The sequence below is a fragment of the bacterium genome (assembly GCA_026708015.1).
Classification (GTDB): domain Bacteria; phylum Actinomycetota; class Acidimicrobiia; order Acidimicrobiales; family Bin134; genus Poriferisocius.
The window spans coordinates 34,695-57,469 of record JAPOVT010000002.1; the positions used below are offsets into that span (position 1 = coordinate 34,695).

Here is a 22,775-nt window from a genome sequence, read left to right on the forward strand (position 1 = left end):
AGTGGTTCAATATGAAGTTCGAGATGACTCCGGGCGAGATTTTAGCGGCCGCCCGAGCCCCCGAACCCGGTGACGAAGGGTACGACCCGTTCGACGCCTTCGACCAAGCCCAAGGGGCCGAGCACTCCATCAACCCCTACGACGTGTACACCGAGCTGCTGTCCCAATGCCCGGTTCACCGGGGCAGCGTGTCGCAGATGCTGGGGGCGGTGAGCGTGAGCGACCTTATGGCCGGAGACCGGGACATCGTGAACGTGCTGTCGTACGACGGGGTGGAGGCGGTGCTGCGGGACGGGGCCACGTTCTCATCGGCGGGCTACGCCGAGTCGATGGGGCTGGTGATGGGCCACACCATCTTGGAGATGGACGAGCCCGAGCACGGGCGGTACCGCAAGCTGATCCAGCAGGCGTTCACCCGCCGGGAGATGGAGCGGTGGGAGCACGAGATCGTGAACCCGGTGCTGGACCACTACATCGACGCCTTTGTCGACCGGGGGCGGGCCGACCTGGTACACGAGCTGATGTTCGTGTTCCCGGTACACGTGATCGCCATCGCGCTGGGGCTGCCGGAGTCTGATCTGCCCGCCTTCTACCGCCGGGCGGTGGAGATCACGAACATGGCCTCTCAGATCGAGCGGGGGTTTGCCGCGTCGCAATGGCTGTACGACTACCTGGAGCCGGTGGTGGAAAATCGGCGGGCCGAACCGCAGGAGGACCTGATCAGCTTGTTGGCCCACGCCGAGCTGGACGGGCAGCGGCTCACCAACGACGAGATCATCGCCTTCTGCCGGTTGCTCCTGCCGGCGGGGGCGGAGACCACTTACAGGGCGGCCAGCAACATGATGGTGGGGTTGCTCTCGAATCCGGACCAGTTAGACGCAGTGCGGGCCGACCGGTCGCTGGTGACCGCCGCGGTGGAGGAAGCGCTGCGGTGGGAGGCGCCCCTGACCGGAATTTCCCGCACCGCGACGGCCGATGCAGTGGTGGACGGCATCGAAGTTCGGGCGGGGACGGCGGTGAACACCTCCCTGGGCTCGGCCAACCACGACCCCTCCCGCTGGGACGACCCCGAGGTGTTCGACATCTTCCGCCAGCCCAAATCGCACATTGCCTTCGCCACTGGGCCGCACCTGTGCCTGGGCATCCACCTGGCCCGGATGGAGATGCGGGCGGTGCTGGAGCACCTGCTCGACCGTCTCCCCGGCCTGCGCCTCGACCCCGACGCCGAGCCTCCCAATATCGCCGGCCTGGCCTTCCGCGCCCCCGCTACCCTCTCGGTGCTGTGGGAGGTTTGAGCCGCTAGAGCTTGGTGGTTTGGGCCAAGGCGGCGGCGTCTCGGGCTAGGTCGAGGACGACGCGGCCGAAGGCCTCCATGCGGGGGTTGTCGGCCCCGCCGGCTACGAAGCGGGCGTAGCCGCCCTCGAGCACGATGGCCAGCTTGAAGCGGGCCAGGATCACGTAGTAGTCGATCTCTTCCACGTCGCGGCCCGACATGGTGGCATAGCGGTCCAGCAGCTCGTCGCGGAAGGGCAGACCCTCGTAGTCGACGTAGCCCACCGAGGGGCGGCTGGCCTCGTCCTCGGGCCAGTTCATCACCACCCAGGCCAGGTCGAGCAGCGGGTCGCCCACGGTGCCCATCTCCCAGTCGACGACGGCGGCCATACGGGCGGGGGCGCCGTGGTGGAACATCACATTGGCGAACTGGTAGTCGCCGTGCATGATGCCGGGCGTATAGCTGCGGGGAGTGCGGCCTCGGAGCCAGTCGCCGGCGGTATCGAGGCCGGGGATGTCGCGGAACTTGAACCGGTCGAGGTGGGCGTACCAGCGGTCGACCTGGCGCTCGTGGAAGCCGTCGGGGCGGCCCAGTCCCTCGAGCCCGTTGGCCTGCCAGTCGACCTTGGACAACCGGGCGATGGCGTCGACCAGCTCATAGGCCAGGGCAGGACGGGCGTCCATGTCGGAGGCGAACGGCTCGGGCCAGCCGGGCTCACTGATGGGCGACCAGCCGTCGACGAAATCCATGAGGTAGAAGGCCGCTCCGATGATGCTGGTGTCGTCGGTGCCGCCCGCGGCCCGAGCGTGGGGGACGTCGGTGTCGGCCAACGCGGAGAGAATGCGGTACTCCCGCATCATGGTCTCGTTGCGGCCCTCGGGAACCTTGCGGGGCGGTCGCCGCAGGGCCCAGCGGTGCTCACCCCGGCATACCTCGAAGATCTCGTTGGAGGCGCCGCCGGAGATGAACCGGCTGGTGACGGGCTCGCACTGGCCGGGGAGGCCTTGGGCGTCCATCCACTCCCCCAGGGCGACGGGCTCGATCAGGCCTTTGGTGCGCTCGGCCTCGGAGGCCTCGTCGGTGTCGGTGCGCGAGAAGACGCTGGAATCCGTGGCTGACTCGGCTTGTTCGCTCATGCGGCAGGGCGAAGGGTGAGAAGCTCTTTGAGGTTAGTCATGCTGCTGGCCTCAAAGTGAGAAGCTCTTTGAGATTTTCAGACATGACCTTGCGCTGGCCTTCGGGGCTTTGGTCTTCGACTTCCTTGAAGAAGTCAAGGGGTTGGGCGAGTCCTTCGGGGTGGGGGAAGTCGGATCCGAACAGCACCCGGTCGATGCCGATGTCGTCGATGAGGCCGGAGATGTCCTCCTCATAGAACGGGCTCACCGAGATGTGGCGACGGAAGGTCTCCACTGGGTCTTCGCCAAACTCCTGGGGCATCTTGCCGTAGGCCTGGGACAGCTCCGACAACAGCGGGGCCACCCAGGTGGAGCCGTTCTCAATGCAGGCCACCCGCACGTCGGGATGGCGCTCGAACAAGCCGTGGCAGATCATCGCCGCGATGGTGTCGAAGATGGGCCGGCCGTGGCTGATAACCGTGCGGAAGGCGGCGGGCTTGAACGGCAGGAACTCGTCGCGGCCGCCCTCCCAGTCGCTGGCGTAGGTGTCATAGCCGGAGTCGGAGGCATGGCAGGTGACCAGGATCCCGGTTTGCTCCACCGCATTCCAGAAGTCGTCGAACTCGGGCAGTCCCATAGAGCGGGAGCCCCGCACAGCGGGTACCGGGGCGGGGCGGATCAGCACGGCCCGAGCCCCGTTGTCCACGGCCCACTCCAGCTCTTCGATGGCCCGGCGGGGGTCGGGCAGGGTGATGATCGGGGTGGGGAAGATGCGGTCGTGGTAGTTGAACGTCCATTCGTCCAGCATCCAGCGGTTGAAGGCGGTTATGGCGGCGTGGGTGAGCTCGATGTCGTCCTTCATCCGCTCTTCGAGCAATGAGGCCAGGGTGGGGAACAGCAGCGTGGCGTACACCCCCTGCTCGTCGAGCAGCTTGACTCGGTCGTCGGGGTGGCGGAAGGCGGGAAGACAGCGGATGGGTCTGCCGGAGAACTGGCGCAGGGTCTTGCCTTCGGGGTTGTTGCCCCGGTGGTACTCCTCCCAGGCGCCAGGAGGGGCGACCACCTCGAAGGTGGGATTGGGGATGTACTCGCTGATCTTGTTGTTGATGGCGATCTTGGTGCGGCCCTCGATGTCCACGTACCGGATGGCGCTGCTATAGCGCTCGGGCAGGTGGCGGGTGAAGGCGTCGATGGGCTCGTAGAGGTGATTGTCGGCGTCGTAGGCGTGATAGTCGAGGGTCATGGCTCCTCCGGGGAGAGGATTTCGGGGGTTGATTCGGTGACGAGGACCGTGTCGCGAGCATATTCCTCGCCGGTGTGGGCGCTCACGCTGAGCACCATGTGTTCTTCGAGGACTTCGCTTGCTCCGTAGCGGGCGTTGATGACCGGGGGCTCGAATCCCATGCCGCTTCCTCGCACCAGCCATTCGCCGTCGGGGGCGGCTCGGCGGAGGTCTTGGCCGGTGGCGCCGGGAACGCATGCCGCGATGAGAGCGGCGTGGGGGCGGGCGGCAGGCGAGGCGGCGCTGGCGGTGCGGCCTAGGCCGCCCTCGTAGTGGGAGCGCAGGCAGCTGAAATCGACGATGTTGCCCTCGACCAGGGGCTCGGCGGCGGGAGTGGACGATCCGGCCAGGGCCATGGCCTCCACCCCGGCGCCCAGGCGCTGGGCATCGGTGCCGGAGTGGGTGAGGGCGGCGGCTACGGCTCCGGCGGCCACGGAGCAGGCCGCCCGGATGGCATCGACCTCGGAGGGCATCTTGGTGCGGCGGGCCTGGAGCAAGACGTCGTCAACGGGGACGACATCGGCGTTGGGGGCCACCGCGCTGAGCAGCCCCGCCATGCCCGGTGACCAGGCGTCGACCCCCACTCGCTGGGCGGTGGCCATGCCCGGGTTGGCGGCCAGGCGCTGGTAGATGATCGCCCCGTTCCAGGTGATGCCGTGGAGGTGGTCGATATCGATGTCGTCGGGGACGCCCTCGTCCCAGGTGGACAGCAGGAAGATCTCGCCGGTGGCGACATTCAGGGTGCAGACCGGTCCGAACGGGCGGGTTCCGGCGGTCCAGAGCTGGTGGGCGCCGGTGATGTAGTTGATGTGGTCTTGTCGGCCGGCGACCAGCATGTCGATGCCGGCGGCGGCCAGGGCTTCGACCGCTCGGGTCCGGCGCTGGAGGTGGAGGCTCATGTCGGCACCTCGATGAGGGACGAAGAGTGATAAGTCATCGCGGCACTTCGAAGGGGTCGTAGGGATGGCCGCCGCCCAGGGGGATCCAGCCGTTTTCGGTGACGGCCACGATCTCCTCGGCCCGGTAGCCGCCGGTGCCGTCCTCCCAGATGGCGGGCTCCAGCACCATGACCATGCCGGGCTCCAGGGTGTTGGCGGCGTCGAAGTCCGGGCCGTTGTCGGTGCCCAGGAAGGGCATCTCGGCGCTCTCGATGCCCACCCCGTGAACGAGGTAGAAGTGGGGCATCCACGGGCGCTCGCCGTCGGGCTGGTGGGCGGCATCGGCCGCGGTGGCCGCGGCGCACACGTCGGCGAAGGTGGCGCCGGGGGAGATGGCGTCGTAGGAAGCGTCCATCACCGCCAGCCACCGCTCGAAGCAGCTCTGCTCGGCACCGGTGGGCGGGCGGCCGACCGTCCAGGTGCGGCCGAAGTCGGAGGCGTAGCCGTGGTAGTCGCTGCCGGCGTCTACCCAGATGAGGTCGCCCTCGGCGTAGACGGGGTCGCCCGACCAGGTGGGGAAGGCCAGATGCCTGGTGGTGGTGCGGGGGCCGTCGGCCATGCGCCGGGCCATGGGCTGGAAGATGACGTCGATCATGTTGGCGTCGATGCCCTCTTCCCGGAGGCGGCGGAGGAACACCGCGGCCAGCTCGCTGCGGCGCACGCCGGGGACCAGGGCTTCTTGCACGGTGGCCATGGCCCGGCTGGTGCGGGCTTGGGCCTGGTGGATGCAGGCCAGCTCGTCGACGGTCTTGCGGAGCTTGACCGCGCCCATGGTGTTGGCGGCGTCGGTGATCTCGGCGGCCGACAGCACGCCGGTGCGGCGCATGGCCCCGGTCATCAGATCGATGCCGACCCGCCCGCTGCGGGCGTGTTGGCCGAGAATGGCGTCGAGCTGGACGCCGAGGTCGGCGGCCCCCTCGTCGATGTCGGGCCACACCGCCGGATGGGGATCGACGTCGAGGCCATCGGGATCGCCGCCCAGAAGGCAGGGCTGGGGGTGGTCGGCGAGCACCACGGCCACGGGACGGTTGGCCGAGGCGTGGGTGGCGTCGACGCCCTTGGGAAGGCAGTCGGTGGCATAGGCCACGTGAGGGGCGTGGAGCAGCACCAAGGCGTCGAGCCCGTCGACGGCCATCTGGAATTGCAGCTTGGCGTAGCGATCCCGCCGCAACCGCCCCACGTCGAGCTCCAACTCAGGGGCGGCGCTGGCGATGGGCATGGTCAGATGATGCCGTCGGCTCGCAGGGAGGCCAACTCATCGGGGGTGGGGTTGCACAGCTCGGTGAGCACTTCGTCGGTGTGCTGGCCGAGGCGGGGGGCACCGGCAGGGACGGGCGGGGGCTGGCCGTCGAAGCGGGGGAAGGGGGCTTGTTGGGGCAGGGAGCCGACCACCGGGTCGTCGATGGCAACGAGGTCGCCGCGGGCGATGACGTGGGGATCGTTGGCGATGTCGGCGGCGTCGTAGGCGGTAGCCGCCGGCACATTGTGGGCCACACAGCGGGCTTCGATGTCGGCGGCATCAAGCTGGGCGGTCCAGTCGCTCACGATCTGGTTGATCTCGCCGCCGTTGGCGACTCGGGCGCTGGTGGTGGCGAATTTTGGATCCTCTACCAGCTCGGGACGGCCCATGGCCGCGCACAGGCGGGCGAAATTGGCCTGTGTGGCCGCGGTGATGCACACCCAACGGCCGTCGCGGCTGGGGTAGTTGTTGATCGGAGCCGAGTGGTCGACCCGGTTGCCGACGCGGTTTCGCACTAGGCCGAGGTGGTGGTAGGCAGCGTGGGTCCACTCCATGATGCGCAACACCGAGCCGTACAGGTAGGCGTCGATCACCCCACCTTCCCCGCTACCGCCGATGTCGCGGTCGTACAACAGGGCGGTGGCAGCCTGGGCGGCGAACACCCCGGTGAGGTAGTCGGCGACGGTGACGCCGGGTCGGACAGGGGCACGGCCGGACTCGCCGGTGAGGTGCAGCAGGCCGCCGAAGGCCACGCCGTTGCGGTCGAGACCGGGGAGCAGCGACTTGGGGCCGTCCTGGCCGTATCCGCTGATGCGCACGGTGACCAGGCGGTGGGGCAGCACCTCGGGGTGGATGTTCCAGCGCTCCAGGGTGCCGGGGCGGAAGTTCTCGCACAACACGTCGGCGTGGGCGGCGAGCTGGTGGAACAGCTCCTGGCCCCGGGGCTGGCGCAGATCGAGGGTGACCGATTTGCGGCCCCGGCCCTCCACGGCCCAGAACAGCGAGTAGGGGTGGTCGCTCCCCTCCCCTGGCTCCCCCTCCCCGTCCTCGCCGGGGTTGGCGTAGGGACCGAGAGTGCGCAGGGGATCGCCGGTGCCGGGCTGTTCGATCTTGATGACCTCGGCGCCTTGCTCGCCGAGGATGCCGGCGCAGAACGGGGCGGCGATCCGGGTGCCCACGTCAAGCACCCGCAGACCGGCCAGCGGCTTACGCATTCCGGTGCCCGTTCATTGGAACTGAGGGCGACTTAGCCATCCCGGTGCTCGGCGAAGACTTCCTTCATCGACGACTTCTGCATGCGCCGGTCCAGCGCGCCTAGAGCGGTGTCGGTGTTGTGCATCCAGTGATGGGCCATGAAGTGGTAGTCCCAGGAGTCCCTCTGGCCCATGAACTCCAGCGTCTTGTTGATAGACCGCTTCACCACCGCAGCGGTGGCCGGGGGGACTTGGGCGATGGCCTCGGCCATCTCGTACACGACAGCGGTCAGGTCGTCACGGGGCACCACCCGGTTGACCATGCCCAGGCGCTCGGCGTCGGCGGCGGAAATGGTCTGGGCGGTGAGCAGGAACTCCTTGGCCTTGCGGGGGGGCATCTCCCAGGGCTCGATGAGGATCTCCACCGCGGCGCCGGTCATGCGCAGCACCGGGTTCTGGAAGGAGGCGTCGTCGGAGGCCACGATCAGGTCGCACATGCAGGCCAGCATCACGCCGGCGGCGATGCACTTGCCGTGAACGGCGGCGATGGTGGGCTTGGGGAAGTCGCGGATGCGCAGGCACCGGTCGAAGTACATGGTCTTCTCGTGGTGGAACTTGCCCTCGGGGGTGGCCCGCATCTGCCTCCACTTGTCGGGCTCCACATCGCCCACCAGGGCCTTCAGATCATGGCCGGCGGAGAAGTGGCGGCCATTGGCGGCCATCACCACCACCCGCACCTCGTCGTCGGCCTCGGCCAGGTCGAAAGCGGCGTCGAGCTCGTCGATGAGCTGGGTGTCCTGGGCGTTGGCCACATCAGGCCGGTTCAAGGTGATGGTGGCCACAGCCTCGTCGACCCTGTATTCGATGGTGTCGAAATCGGTGCTCATAAGAACTCCTAACGAGGTTCCCTCGGCAGACCCAGGGTGCGCTCCCCGATGATGTTGCGCTGGATTTCGCTGGTTCCGGCGAAGATTGTCGCAGCTTGATAGTACAGCCAGGATCGCTGCCAGCGGCCTTCGCCGGGGTTGTGGGAGTCACCCCGCCACAGGGGGCCAGCGGCACCCAGCACATCCATGGCAGTGCGGTGCAGGCGCTGGCTCATCTCACTCCAGAAGAGCTTGGCGGTGGCCGACTCCGGGCCGTGGTCGCGACCGTGGGCCAGCCGGGACAGCACCCGCCAGTTCTGAAGCTGGAACAGGCGGACTTCGATGTAGGAGTAGGCCAAGGCCTGGCGGATCACGGGGTCTTGGTTTCGGCCGGTTTCGGCGGCCAGGCGGAACAGCTCTTCGAGGAGTTGGAGGTGGATGACGAGCTGGCGGGGATTGGTGCCCCGCTCCACGCTGAGAGTGGACTGCGACACCCGCCAACCGTTGCCGAGCTCGCCGATCACCTGGTCGTCGGCCACGAACACGTCGTTGAGGAAGACCTCGTTGAAGTCGGACTCATCGGTGATCTGGCGCAGGGGGTGGATGTCGACCCCGGAGGCGTGCATGTCGACCATGAAGGCGGTAATGCCCCGGTGCTTGGGCTCGTCGGGGTGGGATCGGGCCAGGCACAGGCCCCAGTCGGCGAACTGGGCGTAAGACGTCCACACCTTCTGGCCGCTGAGCCGCCAACCGCCGTCGGCGGGGGTGGCCCGGGTGGACAGCGAGGCCAAGTCGCTGCCGGCATCGGGCTCGCTGAACAGCTGGCAGAAGAGCTGCTCGGCGGGGAGGATTGAGGGGAGCCAGCGCTGCTTCTGCTCGGCGGTACCGTGGGCCAGGATGGTGGGGCCGATCAGATTCACGCCCAAGCGGCCCACCAGCTCAGGGGCCCGGGCTCGGGCCAGTTCCTCCTGGACGATGTAGTGATCGAGTGGACCGGCCCCCCGGCCGCCGAATTCAACCGGCCAGGACACGCCGACAAGTCGGGCTTCGGCCAGCGCAGCCTGCCACTTGCGGAGGAAGGCGACCTCTTCTGCCAGGTCATCGAACAGCGGGGGCAGGCCCTGGCCGTACTCCCAGGGCAGATTTTCTTGAAGCCACTGCCGGCATTCGTGTCGGAACGCTTCTTGCTCCGGTGTGGGGGCTAGGTCCACGTACCGTCAGGCGGCGGTGACGAGGATGCGCTCGCTGGCGAAACCGCCGATGCCGACGTGATTGCCGTCGATCTCCACCGTGGTGGTGCCGTCGGGGGAGGAGGCGGTGATGACCCCTTCGGCACCGGGGACCACCGAAGAGCCCTCCAGGAAGTCGAGCAATCCTTCGGTGAACTCCAGCTCCTCGGTGATGCGGGTGACCACGAAGCGCTGGCCCACCTCGATCTTGGCCAGCGCCTTGGTCGGGGGGGCCTGGTAGTCGGAACCGGGGATGGGGTTGCCGTGAGGACAGGTGGTGGGGTCGTCGAGCACTCGCATCATGGCCTGCTCCACCAGGGGCGAGATGACGTGCTCCCACTTGCCGGCCTCGGCGTGGGCGTCGGCCCACGACAGACCCAGCACCTGGGTGAGGAACACTTCGGCCAGGCGGTGGCGGCGCACCACCCGCTCGGCCAAGTCCATCCCGTCGGGGGACAGTTCGATGGCCCGGCCCTTGAGGGTGACCAGGCCCTCGGCCTCCAGCCGGTGGATCATCTCGGACACGGCGGGGCGGGACACCTCGAGGCGTTCGGCCACTCGGGCCTGGATAACGTCGACGTCGTCTTCGGCCAGCTCGAAAATGGTCTCGCAGTATTCCTCGAAGGCCGGATGCCACTCGGGGGTCTCGTAGTGAGCCACGACCGGAAGTCTACCCAGCGGAGTCTTCCAACAGCCGGGACAGCTTGGACTTGTCGGGTTTGCCGGAGGCCATCGTGGGCATGTCGTCAACCGCGATGATGCGCTCGGGGGTCATAAAGCGGGCCGCGCCGGCCTCGGAGAACCAGCGGCGGCACTCGTCGAGGTCGAAGGGGCCGTCGGCCACCACGAAGGCGGCCACCCGCTCGCCAAGGCGGTCGTTGGGCTCCCCCAGCGCCACCGCCTGGCTCACCGCGGGGTGGGACTCGAGTATGGCCTCAACCTCGACGGCGTCGATGTTCTCGCTGCCCCGTATGATCTTGTCGCCCAGCCGCCCGATGACGGTGAGGTAGCCGTCGGCGTCGATGGCACCCAGGTCGCCGGTGCGGAACCAGCCGTCTTCGGTGAAGGCGGCCGCGGTGTGGGCGGGGTCGAGATAGCCGACGGTCACTTCGGGGCCGAACACCTGGATTTCGCCATACTCGTCGATCCTGATCTGGGTGGGGGCGAATGGGCGGCCGTCGGTGTTGGCCATGCGATCAGGATCGTCGGCGGCGGTGCAGGTGGTGACGGTGGGGGCCTCGGTGGAGCCGTAGGCCCGTTTGACGACGCACCCGAAGGCGTCTCGGGCCCGGTTCACGAAGGAAGGGGTCACGCTGGAGCCGCCGATGGACAAGAACCGGAATGAAGCGGTGCGACTGGGACTGAAGTCGGGATGGTCCATGAGGTCGTTGAAGAAAGTGGGAGGGCCGATCATGTATGTGACCTGCTCTTTTTCGATGAGGGCCAGCGCCTCGCCCGGATCCCAGCGGGTCATGAGCACGGTCTTCATCGGCACGGCGCCGGGGACAAGCACCCCGTGAAGCAGCCCAGCGACGTGGGCCAATGAGGCGGGGAATAGAACGGAGTCTTCAGAGGTGAGGCCCTGGAAGGAGATGGTCTGGCGGGTCTTGTAGGCCAGGGCGGCCTGGGTGTGGACCACGCCCTTGGGCACGCCGGAGGAGCCGGAGGTGAACATGATGAGAGCTCGGTCGTCGGGTCGGTTTTGGGCGGTGCGGCGGTGGGAGGCATCGCCGGCTACGGGATGGTCGGATGGGTCCAACAGGCGGTCGATACCGAGCGCGGCGAAGGCGTGGGATCGCTGGCGGCCCTCGTCGGCATACAGCAGAGGAACGGCCACCGCACCGGCCTGCCAGCACGCCCGATAGGCCACCACGGCCTCGGGGCTGGTGGGGAGTTGGAAGGCGGCGGGCTGGCCCGATTCGAGTGCGGACGCGGTTTGAGCAGCCCAGGCGAACACCTCGTCGGAGGACAGGCGGCGGTCGCCGGCCACGATGAGGTCGTCTCGCCGGGGCACGACCGTGAGCATCTCGTGGATCATGGGTCGTCTGCGAAGCGCTCGGCCAGCAGCGCTCTCACGCCCGTCAGGTTGATCTTGCCCGAATCGAGCCAGGGCAAGTGGTCGGGGGTGTTGTAGACCGCGATGTGGCGAGGGACCTTGTAGGAGGCGACCCGCTCTGCGACATATTTCCTGAGCTCTTCGGCGGTAAGGGTCTGTCCCGGCCGCAGCACCACCGCGGCGGCCACGTCTTCGAGGCGGTCGGGGTGGGGCACGCCGCACACGAAGGCGTGGGTGACCTCGTCGGGCTCTTCCAGCACCAGCTCGATCTCTCGGGGGGCGATGTTCATGCCCGACGACTTGATGAGGTCGCCCATCCGGCCGGTGAAATAGAAGTAGCCGTCGGCGTCGAAGTAGCCGCTGTCGCCGGTGCGGTACCAGCCATCGGGGGTAAAGGTGTCGGCTCGGTCCACTTTGTACAGCCGGGACATGAGGGCGTAGCCCCGCACCCACACCTCGCCCTTCTCCCCCGTCGGGCAGTCTTCACCTGTCTCGGGATTCACAATCCGGTGCTCCATGCCGGGCACCGCCCAGCCGAACGAGCCCCGCTTCTCCTCGGGCAGCCGGGAGCCCATCACGCCCAGGGTGTGGGGGCCCAGGGTCTCAGTCATGCCCAAGGAGTTGACCCGCAGTTCGGGATCGTTGATCTGCATTTCGGGGGGAAGGAGGGAATAGAGACTGCCGCCCCGCACCGAGGAGAGGTCGCGTTGGGTGAAGTCGGGATGGTTGACGAGCAATTGGGCCATGTGGGGCCAGCCGAAGACCAAAGTCACCCTTTCCCTCTCGATGAGGGCCAGGGTGGCGCCGGGCTCGAATCTCTCGTCAAAGACCAGGCAGGTTCCGGCGTAGATCGAACCCACCAGTGACATCACCATGCCTCCCACCCAGAACAGGGGCATGGCGGTGTAGATGCGGTCGCCGGGTTCCAAGTCCCGAAACTGCCACAGATTGTGGGCGTGGCAAACCACCGCTCCCTGGGTGTGGACGGCCCCTTTGGGCGACGAGGTGCTGCCCGACGTGTACACCACGGTGAATTCGTCGGTCGGACCCACCTGGAATTCGGCGGCGGCCAGCACTTCGTCGCTGACGGCTTCTCCGGCGGCCAGCAGATCGTCCATCGGCGCAGCCCACGGAGCGTCGCACCGGCCCCAGACCCACACCGAGCGCAGAAGAGGGTGCGACGGGGAGGTGATGACCGGGTCTTGGCCGGGGGAGACGACTTCTTCGAGTCGGGCCAGATAGTCGTGGCCCAGGAATCGGGACACAGTCAACAGCACCTGCACATCGGCGTGGCGCAGTACCCAGTCGAGCTCCCGAGACTTGTAGTAGGTGTTGGCCAGCACGCCGATGGCCCCGATGCGCCCGATGGCCAGCCAGGCGGCGATCCAGTCGGGACTGTTGGGGGCTAGGAGCCCCACCCGAGTGCCCTTGCCCACACCAATGGCCAGGAGCCCCTTGGCGATGGCCGCTGAGGCGGCCTCGGCGTCGGCGAAGGTCATCCTCCGGTCGTCGAGCACTCCGAGTTCCCGGGGGCCATGGGCCTCGACCGCGGCCCGGATCATCTGGGGAACGGTCGGTTCGAATGGCGGGAACTCGACCGGCTGGGTACCGGGGCCGGGCTCGGCGGTGTTGGGCATCTATGGGCTCTGGGAAGGGGCGATGACCGATTCGCCGTAGCGGCGCATGGTGTCGAGGGTGGCCTCGATGTCATCACCAGGAAGGTTCACCGTGATCCACGTCACTCCCAACGCTTCCAGGTCGGCCAGGGCGGCGATGTGAGCGTCGGCATCGAAGTCGGGGCCGGCCGGTCGGCCGCCGACGTGGTTCAGATAGCTGACGTCGATGTCGGCCGGATCGCGCCCCGCCTCGTCGACATAGGTCCACAGCTCGTCGAGCAGGGCCGCCAAGTCATCCAGGGTCTCCAGCGGCGGGGTCCTGGCCGTGGTGGCCAGCGCACGAGGGGCGGGAAACGGGGTCCAGCCGTTGGCGACGGTGGCCACCCGCCGGCGGGCACGCTTGGAGTTGCCCCCGATCCAGATGGGGGGATGGGGCTTCTGCACCGGCTTGGGGTTGGCGGTCTGGCCCAAAGCGGTGAAATTGCTGCCCTCGTAGGCGAAATCGTCGGTGGTCCAGATACCGATCATGGCCTCAATGGCCTCGTCGAAGATCTGGTTGCGGTTGTTGAAGTCGACGCCGAGGGCCTTGAACTCGCCCTTGAGATAGCCGGAGCCGGTGGCGAAGATGAACCGCCCGCCGGAGAAGGCGTCGATGGTGGCGATGGCCTTGGCCATGATGAACGGGTTTCGGTAGGGCACCACGACGATGTTGGGGATCAGCTTGATGCGGTCGGTCACGGCGGCGCAGAAGGCCAGGGCGGCAAACGGGTCCACGGCATCGTGGCCACCGGCATTGAGCCAGCGGTCGGTGGGGGCGGGGTGGTCGGTGAAACCCAGTCCGTCGAAGCCGGACTCCTCGGCGGTGCGGGCGAAATCCACCACGCCCTGCTTGGTTGTCAGCCTTTGGTCCCACGGATGGGCCACCATCGGAAACGTCACTGCGAACTTCATGGGTCTCCTTTTCGTGCGCGCCCTACTGTGCAGCACCGCTCCGGGCGTCGCAAGCGGCCCGCCATTGCGGATAGCGGCGATCGCAGGCCTCGGCCCAGTCGGACCGGGGCTCGACCCGGTGACCGGTGCGGGCCCAGCGGCGGGCTTGGGCCAGGTCGTTGGATTCCAGACCGGCGCTGATGCGGGCCATCCAGGCCGCTCCTTTGGCCGCGCCCTCGGGCACGGCAGTGACGTCCACCGGCAGGCTGGTGGCGTCGGCCAGGGCCTGCATCCAGCGCTCCACATGGGTTCCCCCGCCCACGGCCACGATGCGCTCGGGGCTGGTGCCGGCAAGGTCGAGATGGTGGCGAACGACGAAACCGGCGGCCTCGTAAGCGGCGGCCAGGACGTCGGCGGGACCGTGGCCCACATCCAGACCCACCAGTGCGGCCCGCAGGTCGGGATCGTGGCGAGGGGTGCGCTCGCCCCGGATGTAGGGCACCCACAGCGGCATGCGGTCGGGGTGGGAAGGCTCGTCGGCGGGATCGCCGGTGAGAGCTCGCACCCGCTCGAGGAACAGGCCACCGGCATTGCTCGGCCCGCCGATGGCGGCCAGGCCAGTCTGGAGATGGGGAATTGTCCACAGTCCCTCGGCCTCGGGCCACCCCTCGGCCACCGCCCAGGTGATGAGGGTGGTGCCGCAGATCACCAGTACGTCGCCGGGCGAGTCGGCCCCGGCCACGAGTTGCTCGGCCAGTGCGTCGACCGTGCCGGCGGCTACCGGCGCATCGCCCCGATAGCCGACAGGGGTGGAGTCCATGGCCAATTGGGGGAGCTTGGCGGGGTCGCACCATTGGCCGTCCCAGCCGTCGGTGCCGAACACCGGCAGGCAGGTCATGGCGGTGATGGCGTCGATGACGGCGGCGCCGCACAGCGCCTGGCTGGCCGCCGCCTGGGCGGGCCAATAGGCGTGGGCGTGGGGCACAGCCTGTTCCAGCGAGCGGAGAAACCCGACGAACTCGCCGTCGGGATGGTGGCCCCGGTGATCGCCGTACAAGATGCCCGGCGAGACGGGCGTCCCATCGGAATCGACCGCGGCCAGCGACGGGACCATGGCGGCCAAGCCGATGCCCGCCACTCGGTGACCAGCCGAAACGGCGTCGCAGGCCTCGACCACGCTGGTGCCCCAAACCGCGGCGGCATCGTGTTCGAGCACCGCTGGGGTGGGGGCGTTGACGGCGTGGGGTATGCGGGCGCGAGTCTGCACGTCGCCGTCGCCGTCGACGGCCACCGCCTTCACCGAGGTGGTGCCGATGTCGATGCCCACCGTCACCTGAACTGCCTCATCCACAGCCATCAACCCTACGCTTGTGGCGTGAGCAAACCGAGGGCGCTGGTGACCGCTCCGCTGCGGGGGCCAGGCTTGGACCGGCTGCGGGATGTGGCCGACGTGGAGTTCGATCCGTGGATCGAGCACCAGCCGATTCGGCTCTTGGGGGCCGATGACCTGGCCGCCCGCCTGGCGGAGATGTCGGCCGACCTGTTGGTGTGCGAGGCCGACGAGTGCAAAGGGCCGGTGTTCGAGCACCCGCTGCGGGCGGTGGCCTCCACCCGGGGCGATCCCACCAACGTGGATGTGGCCGGGGCCACTGCGGCGGGCATTCCGGTGCTGCACGCTCCGGGGCGCAACGCCGACGCAGTGGCTGAGATGGCGGTAGCGCTGATGTTTGCCGTCAACCGCCGCGTGATCCTGGGCGACCGGGACATGCGGGCGGGCACCGTGTTCACTGACACCATCCCTTATCAGCGGTATCGGGCGTGGCAGATGGCCGGGCGCACCGTGGGTCTGGTGGGGCTGGGGGCAGTGGGGCGAGCAGCCAAATGGCGGTTCGAGGGCCTGGGGATGAAGGTGATCGCCCACGACCCCTATCAGCCCGACGCCGACTGCGAGCTGGACGAACTGCTAGCCAGCGCCGACGTGGTGTCGATGCACGCCCCTGTGCTTCCGGAAACGGCTGGAATGATCGGCGCCGACCAGTTTGCGGCCATGCGGCGGGGGTCCATCTATGTGAACACCGCTCGGGCCGCGCTGCACGACACTGAAGCCCTGGTGGATGCCTTGGCATCGGGGCATCTGGGGGGCGCGGGCCTCGACCATGTGCGGGGAGAGATCCTCCCGGATGGCCATCCGCTAACCAAGCTCGACAACGTGGTGCTGACACCGCACATTGGCGGTGCCACCTACGACACCGAGGTGAATCAGACCGACATGGTGGTGGAGGACATTTGCCGGCTCTTGGCCGGCGAGCGCCCCCACCGCCTGGCCAACCCGGAGGTATGGCGATGACCGACCGCGTCGACATTCGAGCTCAAGTGATGGCGGCCGCTCAGGCGATGGACGCCGCGGGGCTGGTGGTGGGCACCGCGGGAAACGTGTCGGGGCGCGCCGAGGACGGGATGATCTGGTTGACGCCGTCGTCGCTGCCCTACGACCAAGTGAGCATCGACAACCTGGCGGCGGTGGACCTGGACGGGAACCTGCAAGAGGGCACGTCTCGGCCGTCCACCGAGAAGGAAATGCACCTGGCCTGTTATCGAGCCTTCCCCGAGGTGGGCGGGGTGGTGCACTGCCACCCGATTCACGCCTCGATGTTCGCGGTGGCCCACAAGAGCATTCCCGCGGTGATCGAGGAGGTCATCGTGTATCTGGGCGGGAACGTTGCGGTGAGCGACTATCGGACCACCGGTTCCGATGAGCTGGGCGAAGAGGTGGTGCGCCACCTGGCTGACCGCTCAGCGGTGCTGATGGCCAACCACGGAATGCTGTGCATCGGCGAGTCGCCCGACCACGCCCTGCACGCCGCCCTAGTGGCCGAGCACACCGCCCGCATCGTGTGGGGCGCCAGCCGCCTCGGCGATGTCGTCGAATTGCCCGACAAAGCCCGCTCCGACTTTGAAGGCGTCTACGCCTACCTCCGCCGCGAGACCTGGTCGGCCACGTAGCGGTCAGACGGAGACGAGTTCGAGGGGGACGATTTCTTCGAGGCTGATGGGGCGGTCGGCGACGCCTTCGAAGGCATCGTTGGCCGAGTAGACCTCTTCGCCGGTGAGCCGGGCCTCGGGGTCGTCGAGGTCGACGGGCCACACGATGCCCATACGGGACTGGGCGACGTAGTAGGAGTCCACGTCGGGTACCTCAATGCCCATGGCCTCGAGCGTGCGGCCGGGGTAGGCCATGCGCATCATCCCCTCGGTGAACACGGCGTCGTCGTCGACGATGACCCGGTCGCAGTCGAACTCCAACCGGTGGGCGCCGGTCTGCACGATGCTGCGGTCGTAGAAGCCTCGAATTGCGTCGCGGTCACCGCCGGGGCTGGCGATGGGATCGTCGGGGTTCGACCAGATGATGTACTGGGGCTTGTCGCTGAGGGTGGCCACCACCCCCTCGATGTCGGCCTGGGCCTCGCACTTCATGTGGGCCAGCACCAACCCCAGTACATGGCGCCTCCGGGGATCTGTCTCGGCCTCCAGCCGCTCTTCCACCAAGCGCCACGTCTTGTTAGGGTTCATCTTCATCGGTCTCGCCTTTCGTTCTGCCCAGACGATAGAGGTTCAACACCTCCAGCGTCACAAGCAGAGGCTTCGAGTAGCTGACCATTAGTGTGCCTAGCCGATGAGCGATCGGGAGTTTGCCGGCAAGACGGCCATCGTCGGGATTGGCAGCAGCGACTTCGCCCAGTTGTATCGCTCGACCGATCCTGAGCGCACCGGCGAGGCGCTGGCCACCGAGGCCATCGCTGCGGCCATTGCCGATGCCGGGATGGAGAAATCGCAGATCGACGGGCTCATCACCGGAGGTCTGCCCCACTACGAGCCGGTGGCCTACCGCACCGGGCTCACCGACGTTCGCTTCGTGGTGGACTACCCGGGGGCCGGGCGCATGTGCGCCATGGCGCTGATGCACGCCGCCACTGCGGTACACCATGGATTGGCCGACTACGTGGTGCTGTTCAACTCGGTGGTGTTCCGCTCCCAGGGCGTCAAGTTCGGGGCCCAGGGCCAAGGGCTGCTGTACGACACCATCTACGGCATGGCCTCGCCGGGAGCGCAGTATTCGCTGGCCTTCACCCGCTACCAGGCAGAATACGGGGGCACCGAGGAGCAACTCGGCGCCATCCCGGTGGCCATCCGCTCCCATGCCCGGTTGACTCCGGGGGCCATCATGCAGGCCGAGATGACCGTCGACGAATACCTGGCCGCCCGCTACATCGCCCAGCCGCTGCGGCTGTTCGACTACTGCCTGATCAACGACGGGGCGGTGGCCTACGTGGTGACCACTACCGAGCGGGCCAGGGATCTGCCCCATCCGCCGGTGCTCATCGCCAGCACTGCGGGCCGGGCCAATTTCCGGGAGTGGTACGTGGACCTGGGGTTCTGGGACGAGGCCTGCCGGTCGATGAAGGCCGACCTGTTCGACCCGCTGGGTGTGACTACAGACGACATCGACTGCCTCCAGGTGTACGACAACTTCAGCGTGTCGGTGCTGTGGGGGCTGGAGGGATTCGGCTTCGCCCCCCGGGGCCAAGGATTGGAATGGGTGCAGAACGGCCGCATCGCATTGGGCGGGGAGCTGCCGGTGAACACCAGCGGGGGGATGCTGAGCGAGTCGTACCTTCAGGGGTGGAACCAGCACGCCGAGGCGGTGCGCCAACTGCGGGGCCAGGCGGGCGAGCGCCAGATCCCCGACTGCGACTGGTCGCTGTACTGGTGCCTGTCGGCTTTGCCGGGGGCGTCGCTGTTGTGTCGGGACGGACTGCTGTGAGCAAAGGGGGCGGCTACGCCAAGCCGCTGCCAACGGTGACCCATGAGGATCGGGAGTTCTGGACAGCAGCCCGCCAGCACCGCTTCGTGCTGCCTGAGTGCCGGGCCTGCGGGCACGTGTGGTTCCCGCCCTATGCCTCCTGCCCGCTTTGCCTGTCGTTCGACCGGGGGTGGACTGAAGCGTCGGGTCGGGGCACGGTGTGGGGCTTCACGATCATGAGGCAGCCCTACATCCCGTCGTTCGAGCCGGAACTCCCCTACAACGTGGTGCTGGTGGAATTGGAGGAGGGACCGATGGTCTACTCCAACCTCGTCGGGATTGACAACGACGACATCGCCTGCGGCCTGGAAGTGGAAGCGGTGTTCGAGGACGCCACCGACGAGATCACCCTCATCAAGTTCCGCCCCGCCTGAGGGGGTGGGACTAGATGCTGGCTGGTCAGATGCTAGTCAGGCCGTGGGAGTGGCCGGCGGTGTAGCCGCCATCGACGGGCAGGGCGACGCCGGTCACGAATGAGGAGTCGTCGGAGGCCAAGAAGAAGGCTGCTCCGGCGATCTCCGAGGGGAGGCCCCAGCGCTTGAGTTTGTGCTGGTCGCGAATGCTGTCGGCGATGGGCCCGAGATGGGGAATGACCGACTGGAACATGGGGGTGTCGATGAAGCCGGGGCAGATGGCGTTGGCCCTGATATTGGCCGGGCCGTAGTCGTTGGCGATGTTCTTGGTGAGCAGGATCACCCCGCCCTTGGATGCGTTATAGGTGCTGCCCCCCTCGCAGCCTTCGAGGCCCTCGACGCTGGCAATGGTGATGATGCTCCCCGAGCGGGCCTCCACCATGGGCTTGAGGGCGGCCCGGCACGACAGCATGGTGCCCTTGAGGTTGATGTCCTGCACCCGGTCCCACTCCTCGACATCGAGGGTGTGAACCTGGCCGCCGCCAGCCACCCCGGCCGCGGTGACCAGCACGTCGAGCCGTCCGTGGTCTTTCATGATCTGGGCGACCAGCTCCTCTTGGGCGTCGGCGTCGCGCACGTCCACCAGATGGAAGCTGGACGCGGGGGCCGTTTCTTCCACTGCCTTCCAACCGTCGCTTTCGGCGATGTCAGAGCCGATCACCACGGCTCCCTCCTCGGCGAACCGTTCTGCGGAGGCCAGGCCGATGCCCGAAGCCGCTCCGGTGACCCACGCCACCCTGCCTTCTAACCGTCCCATCTCTGACACTCCTTGCTGTTATGCCACCAGGCGGACGCGTTGGTGTTTGACGGCCCCCAGGTGCAGATGGCCGTGGCGCTCGGGCTCGTCGACCAGTTCTAGGCGGGGCAGAATGGGCAGGATGGCTTTGAGCATGGCTCGAAGCTCCCAGCGGGCCAGATTGGCGCCCAAACAGAAGTGGACACCGTGGCCGAAGGCCATGTGGTGGTTGGGGTTGCGGCCCACGTCGAATCGGTAGGGATCGTCGAACACCGCATCGTCCCGGTTGGCCGACGGGTAGAACACGCCCACGGTGTCGCCCTCTCTGATGATTTGGCCGTGGCGCTCCACGTCAGCGGTGGCGGTGCGGGCGAACTGGATGACCGGGGATGTCCACCGCAGGATCTCCTCCACCGCCGGTTCGATCAGCGACTCATCGGCCAGGAGGCGGTCGATCTGGTCGGGGTTCTGGAGCAGGGCGGTCACACCCGAGGTGGTGGCGTTGCGGGTGGTCTCGTTGCCCGCGCCCAGTAGCAGGGTGATGTAGCCGGTGAGCTGCTGGATGTTGAGCGGGCAGCCGTCGACCTCACCCTGGACCACTGCACCGGTGAGGTCGTCGCGGGGCTCGGCCTGGCAGTCTTCGATAATCGACCCGATATAGGCACTGAATTGCTTGCCCATCCGAAACCTCAGCTCGTCGAAGGTCTCGCCCGGCTCGGCCCACCGCATGTGCTCCTCGTCGTTGAACCCCATCTCGGTGAACTTGTGGACCTTCGACCAGTCCTCGACGTCCAATCCCATAAGATCGCAGATGGTGGCCAGGGGCAGCTTGACGGCGTAGTCGAGCACCAGGTCGGCCTCACCGTTGCGCTCCAGCACCTCCACAAACTCGCCGGTGAACCGGGCGGCGTACTGGGCCAGGTGCTCCTCGTGTTCACGCATGGCCCGGGGGGTGAAGCGTCGAGCGGTGAGCAGGCGGAACCGGGTGTGGCGGGGTCGGTCCAAAAACACCATGTCCATGGGCTCGTCGAGGTCCCAGCCCAGTTCGGTGAGCCGCCGTTCCCGGCGCTCCCACATGCCCTTGTCGTCTTCGATGGAGGCCAGGCGAAGGCGGGGACCGCCGTTGATGAACAGCTTGTCGTTGGACGACACCCAGTGGATGTCCTCGTGGCGGGTGATGGCCCAGAATGGCTCGATGTCGGGGCGCTCGTACCAGTACACCGGGGCTTCGGCCCTCAGTAGATCCCATGCCGCCCACGGATAGCCGTGGTCGCGGTACAGATCGGTGGAGTGAATGTCGATCTCGTCGAGCGACAATGCCCTGGCGTCTGTGATGGTCATGCTTTGCTCCCCCGTGCTTTGCTGACAGGGACATATTGGCAGAGCGGCCATCAGCAGCCCTAAGCGTTACCTCCGGAGCCCTTCCCACAAACGGGAGCGGAGGGGTTCGGGGGCGACGAGTTGGAAGCTCTGGTCGTCTAGGCGGGCGAAGCCTTCCAACGGGTGGCCGGGGCGCCACCACAGGGCGTTGGGACTGACCGAGTTGGGGCCGGCCAGATACCGGATGTAGCTGGCCGCCAACATGGTTGCGGAGTCGTCCACGAACTGCTCGTCGAGCTCCACGGGACAGACCATGACGGTGTGGGCCGCGGGCACAGTCACCACCGCGCCCATATCGCCGATGTCGGGAACGGTGCGGCCAAAGTCGAGAAGGTGTCCAGTAACGAACAGGGTGTCGCCGGTGAGAATCTGGAATTGCTCGGGAGCATCGTCCCCCTCCAAGGGGTTCAGCGGCTCGTCCATCAGGGTATTGGCCAGCGCTGCTGCCATTACCTCGCCCTGCTCCACGCCCCATTCGCTGAAGTAGCTGCGGTCTACCGGGCAGGCGGCGCCGTCCAAGTCCACCGACAGACAGGCTGACAGTCCCAGTGGCAGAGGATCGCTTACTGCGTCGATCTGGCTCAGGTGATGGGCGCCAACCACTCTGACTCGCAGATCGGGCTGGAGTTGCTCGTAGTCGCCCAGGCGCTCGGCCAGGAGGTCGGGCGCGAAATCGTCGAGGCGGGCAACGTGGCTGTAGATGATGAGCCGCCAATCCTCGGCGTCGGCCGCCCGGCAGGTTTGGGCCAGGTTGGACAGGCCCAGCACGCAATCCATCTTCTCGACAGTCACGGTGCCCTCGGCCTCGTCGACGGTGTGCTCGCCGAATCGGGCTTGCACGACGCTCTCCACGTGGTTGAGGAAGTCGCGGAGTTGCTCTGGGGTCCACCACGGAGCCCAGGCGCAGGAAACAGGCGGAGCAGACACAGGCTCCTCCCCTCATTCATCAGCATTAGAGGGGAAGTTTGAGCTGACCGTAGCGGGTCTGCGCTGGGGATCGCTTGTGGAAATCTGTTTATTTCTATTTAATTTCCATTAATATAAAGCTAACGAGCCTGGTCACCGGCGACTACTAGGCTGAGGACATGGCTGACGCGGCGCTCATCGACATCGTCAAACGGCAAGGGTTGCGAAGACTGGATCAGCCGATAGAGCTGGCCAGCGGGGCCATGTCCAGCGATTTCGTCGACGTCAAGGTGGCCCTCTGTCGATGGGCCGACCTTCAGGTGGCCTGCCGGGCGATTGTTCAGCAGGTACAGCAGGCCGGCATCGAATTCGATGCGGCCGGAGGGATGACTATGGGAGCCGACTCGCTGGCGGTGGGCATCGCCGCCGAGACCGACGGTCAGTGGTTTTCGGTTCGAAAGGAGCCGAAGAAGCGGGGGACGAAACAGCAGATCGAAGGCACCTCCCTCGGTCCGGGCCACCGGGTGCTGCTGCTCGAGGACGCAACCACGACCGGGGGCTCCACGGAAAGGGCCTACGAGGTGATTCGCGACACCGGGGCTGAGGTGGTGGCCGTGGCCACAGTGATCGACCGGGGCGACACCGCCCGTCGCCGCTTCGAGGCACTGGGCTTGCCATACTTCCCCGCCCTCACCTACACCGACCTCGGCATCGAACCGGTGGTGCCGCCGGGCTAGACGG

General features: G+C 67.3%; 22 protein-coding genes. 6 read left to right on the top strand and 16 right to left on the bottom strand.

Features of this window, described 5'->3' with window-relative positions; all coding sequences use genetic code 11:
- Positions 1-11 precede the first annotated feature (11 nt).
- Entirely contained in the window at positions 12-1,295 is a 1,284-nt protein-coding gene (locus tag OXG30_00190; protein MCY4133328.1) for a cytochrome P450, read from the top strand.
- A gap of 4 nt (positions 1,296-1,299) precedes the next feature.
- Here the strand turns inward: OXG30_00190 and OXG30_00195 are convergent, their stop codons facing one another.
- Genes OXG30_00195 through OXG30_00250 form a run of 12 tightly spaced genes read right to left on the bottom strand, consistent with a single transcriptional unit; the run spans position 1,300 to position 15,095 of the window.
- The gene (locus tag OXG30_00195) at positions 1,300-2,409 is read right to left on the bottom strand and encodes a phosphotransferase family protein (protein MCY4133329.1); all 1,110 of its coding nucleotides are present in this window, start codon (positions 2,407-2,409) and stop codon (positions 1,300-1,302) included.
- Positions 2,410-2,446: 37 nt separating this feature from the next.
- Positions 2,447-3,631, bottom strand: coding sequence for an amidohydrolase family protein (locus tag OXG30_00200; GenBank protein MCY4133330.1), 1,185 nt, complete (start codon positions 3,629-3,631; stop codon positions 2,447-2,449).
- Positions 3,628-4,569 (bottom strand): aminopeptidase P family N-terminal domain-containing protein, encoded by a 942-nt coding sequence (locus OXG30_00205; GenBank protein ID MCY4133331.1) that lies wholly within the window; start codon positions 4,567-4,569, stop codon positions 3,628-3,630. Before OXG30_00205 ends, OXG30_00200 begins: the two co-directional genes overlap by 4 nt.
- Before the next feature lie 34 nt (positions 4,570-4,603).
- Positions 4,604-5,827 carry a M24 family metallopeptidase gene (locus tag OXG30_00210; GenBank protein MCY4133332.1) on the bottom strand — a complete coding sequence of 408 codons (1,224 nt, stop codon included), beginning with the start codon at positions 5,825-5,827 and terminating at the stop codon, positions 4,604-4,606.
- A gap of 2 nt (positions 5,828-5,829) precedes the next feature.
- Positions 5,830-7,062, bottom strand: a complete 1,233-nt coding sequence (locus OXG30_00215) for a CoA transferase (GenBank protein MCY4133333.1) — start codon at positions 7,060-7,062, stop codon at positions 5,830-5,832.
- Positions 7,063-7,094: 32 nt separating this feature from the next.
- Positions 7,095-7,928, bottom strand: coding sequence for an enoyl-CoA hydratase (locus OXG30_00220; GenBank protein ID MCY4133334.1), 834 nt, complete (start codon positions 7,926-7,928; stop codon positions 7,095-7,097).
- A gap of 8 nt (positions 7,929-7,936) precedes the next feature.
- Positions 7,937-9,118, bottom strand: coding sequence for an acyl-CoA dehydrogenase family protein (locus OXG30_00225; protein MCY4133335.1), 1,182 nt, complete (start codon positions 9,116-9,118; stop codon positions 7,937-7,939).
- Positions 9,119-9,124: 6 nt separating this feature from the next.
- A complete protein-coding gene (locus OXG30_00230) occupies positions 9,125-9,796 on the bottom strand; it encodes a metal-dependent transcriptional regulator (protein MCY4133336.1) in 672 nt (223 codons plus the stop codon).
- A gap of 10 nt (positions 9,797-9,806) precedes the next feature.
- The gene (locus OXG30_00235; GenBank protein MCY4133337.1) at positions 9,807-11,174 is read right to left on the bottom strand and encodes an AMP-binding protein; all 1,368 of its coding nucleotides are present in this window, start codon (positions 11,172-11,174) and stop codon (positions 9,807-9,809) included.
- A complete protein-coding gene (locus OXG30_00240) occupies positions 11,171-12,829 on the bottom strand; it encodes a class I adenylate-forming enzyme family protein (GenBank protein MCY4133338.1) in 1,659 nt (552 codons plus the stop codon). The genes OXG30_00235 and OXG30_00240 overlap by 4 nt, the downstream gene beginning before the upstream one ends.
- Positions 12,830-13,759, bottom strand: a complete 930-nt coding sequence (locus OXG30_00245) for an LLM class F420-dependent oxidoreductase (GenBank protein ID MCY4133339.1) — start codon at positions 13,757-13,759, stop codon at positions 12,830-12,832.
- A 22-nt stretch (positions 13,760-13,781) separates the two neighbouring features.
- Complete coding sequence (locus OXG30_00250) at positions 13,782-15,095, bottom strand: FGGY-family carbohydrate kinase (protein ID MCY4133340.1); 1,314 nt, start codon at positions 15,093-15,095, stop codon at positions 13,782-13,784.
- A gap of 18 nt (positions 15,096-15,113) precedes the next feature.
- On the opposite strand from OXG30_00250, the gene OXG30_00255 reads away from it, so the two are divergent.
- Together OXG30_00255 and OXG30_00260 are read left to right on the top strand one after the other, a co-directional pair.
- Positions 15,114-16,085: a 3-phosphoglycerate dehydrogenase gene (locus OXG30_00255; GenBank protein MCY4133341.1), complete on the top strand. Its 972-nt coding sequence runs from the start codon at positions 15,114-15,116 to the stop codon at positions 16,083-16,085.
- A complete protein-coding gene (locus tag OXG30_00260) occupies positions 16,082-16,741 on the top strand; it encodes a class II aldolase/adducin family protein (GenBank protein MCY4133342.1) in 660 nt (219 codons plus the stop codon). Before OXG30_00255 ends, OXG30_00260 begins: the two co-directional genes overlap by 4 nt.
- A gap of 3 nt (positions 16,742-16,744) precedes the next feature.
- Here the strand turns inward: OXG30_00260 and OXG30_00265 are convergent, their stop codons facing one another.
- Positions 16,745-17,314, bottom strand: a complete 570-nt coding sequence (locus OXG30_00265; protein ID MCY4133343.1) for a nuclear transport factor 2 family protein — start codon at positions 17,312-17,314, stop codon at positions 16,745-16,747.
- A gap of 97 nt (positions 17,315-17,411) precedes the next feature.
- Here OXG30_00265 and OXG30_00270 point away from each other — a divergent pair, with 97 nt between their 5' ends.
- A complete protein-coding gene (locus tag OXG30_00270; GenBank protein ID MCY4133344.1) occupies positions 17,412-18,560 on the top strand; it encodes a thiolase family protein in 1,149 nt (382 codons plus the stop codon).
- Complete coding sequence (locus OXG30_00275) at positions 18,557-18,973, top strand: Zn-ribbon domain-containing OB-fold protein (GenBank protein MCY4133345.1); 417 nt, start codon at positions 18,557-18,559, stop codon at positions 18,971-18,973. Before OXG30_00270 ends, OXG30_00275 begins: the two co-directional genes overlap by 4 nt.
- Before the next feature lie 25 nt (positions 18,974-18,998).
- On the opposite strand, the gene OXG30_00280 is transcribed toward OXG30_00275, so the two are convergent.
- The 3 genes from OXG30_00280 to OXG30_00290 form a co-directional block, all read right to left on the bottom strand.
- Entirely contained in the window at positions 18,999-19,769 is a 771-nt protein-coding gene (locus OXG30_00280) for an SDR family NAD(P)-dependent oxidoreductase (protein ID MCY4133346.1), read from the bottom strand.
- Between the two features lie 18 nt (positions 19,770-19,787).
- A complete protein-coding gene (locus OXG30_00285) occupies positions 19,788-21,089 on the bottom strand; it encodes a cytochrome P450 (protein MCY4133347.1) in 1,302 nt (433 codons plus the stop codon).
- A 66-nt stretch (positions 21,090-21,155) separates the two neighbouring features.
- Positions 21,156-22,055, bottom strand: coding sequence for a hypothetical protein (locus tag OXG30_00290; GenBank protein ID MCY4133348.1), 900 nt, complete (start codon positions 22,053-22,055; stop codon positions 21,156-21,158).
- A gap of 158 nt (positions 22,056-22,213) precedes the next feature.
- On the opposite strand from OXG30_00290, the gene OXG30_00295 reads away from it, so the two are divergent.
- A complete protein-coding gene (locus tag OXG30_00295; GenBank protein ID MCY4133349.1) occupies positions 22,214-22,771 on the top strand; it encodes a phosphoribosyltransferase family protein in 558 nt (185 codons plus the stop codon).
- The last annotated feature ends 4 nt before the right edge of the window (positions 22,772-22,775 follow it).